This window comes from Bacteroides sp. AF32-8BH (genome assembly GCF_003435205.1).
Taxonomy (GTDB): Bacteria; Bacteroidota; Bacteroidia; order Bacteroidales; family Bacteroidaceae; genus Bacteroides; species Bacteroides ovatus.
In genome coordinates this window covers 29,093-30,427 of sequence record NZ_QVLZ01000064.1, presented here as the reverse complement: position 1 = coordinate 30,427, position 1,335 = coordinate 29,093, and the positions used below count along the sequence as shown (strand labels likewise).

Sequence of the window (1,335 nt, the reverse complement as noted above, 5' to 3'; positions counted from 1 at the left end):
ATTTTATTTTAAAGAAGATTCTTCATTGCTTCATCTATCTGCTCATTTTCAAAACTATCCAAATAAATCTGTGTCATCCGTTCGGAGCTATGTCCCAAAGATTCACAAATAATAGACGTTGGCACGCCCGAACGTTTCAAAACAGTCGCATAAGAATGGCGGGCAACATAAGTCGTTAAATTCACATCAACCTTCGCAATTTGGGCGACAATTTTCAAAGACTTATCAACTTGTCCCAAAACTTTATGCAGCCTATTTTCCTTTTGCGTAGCAGTTATATGTCGAGTTATATCTAAAATAGGAAAAAGAAAACCTTTACCACCCTTATAATATTTATCAATAATCGCGCTGGCATTTTTCGTAAGGCACAGATTTATCTGTTTCCCTGTTTTTTGTCTGACATAAGACAATCTACCATTTAATATATTCTCCTTTGTTAAACTAGCCACATCACAGAAGTTTATTCCACCACACAAATAGCTAAAGACAAAAATATCTCGGCTGAACTTTACATATTCACTCTTACCTGTTAAATCAGCAGAGATAATCTTCAGTACATCATTCTTCGAAATAGCCCTTTTATCTGTATGAACATTAAACTTATTGATATGAAAATCTTCAAACGGATAATACTCCTTTCCCACACATTTTCTTTTTATAGCTTTATTATACACACTTCGCAAAGTACGAAACTGAATACTTATAGTTGTCTCCTTGTTGCCTTTCGCACGCAACCAACTTTCATAATTCAAAAGCCAACCTTGCGTTATATCCTCAAAACAAATATCAAGATTATCCCCCGTAAACGAATTTAAAGAGTTATACGAGCCTTTATAAGCACGTCTATTACCAAGTTTACCATTTCTCTCAAATTCGTCTATCAAAGCCAAATAAAACTCCCCCACAGTCATATGTTGAGTTCTTTCAGTCTCCCTTAATAAAGAATAAACAGAATATTCTCTTTGTCTACTATTAAACTCTAGTACCTTTCTTTGCAATTCTTCTTTCTTTGCTAAAATAATTTTCAGAATATAATCACGATTAGGACACTTAGGCTTAGGTTCACCCTTCAAAAAGTTCCAATGTTTGGGATTCACAGAAATACCAAGACTCTGATATTTTCTCTTTTTATCTTTAGTGATTTGAAGCATTAATGGACTCTCACCATTAGAAAGTGTTTTGGATTTGTAGCAAACTACTGAAATTGAAGCATTCATGTGTCATTTTCCGGTTTACATCTCGGTTTACATCACCGTGCAAAAACCATTCATAAACCAAGTTTTGACGCATAAAAAAAATCAGATAGCTAACAGTGTAACTATCTGATTTTCAGTA

The 1,335-nt window shown here is 34.0% G+C and carries 1 protein-coding gene; it reads right to left on the bottom strand.

Going from position 1 to position 1,335, the window contains the following annotated elements:
- Positions 1–8: 8 nt before the first annotated feature.
- On the bottom strand, positions 9–1,217 hold the full coding sequence (locus tag DWZ47_RS28050) for a site-specific integrase (protein ID WP_117515463.1): 1,209 nt from the start codon (positions 1,215–1,217) through the stop codon (positions 9–11).
- Positions 1,218–1,335 lie beyond the last annotated feature (118 nt).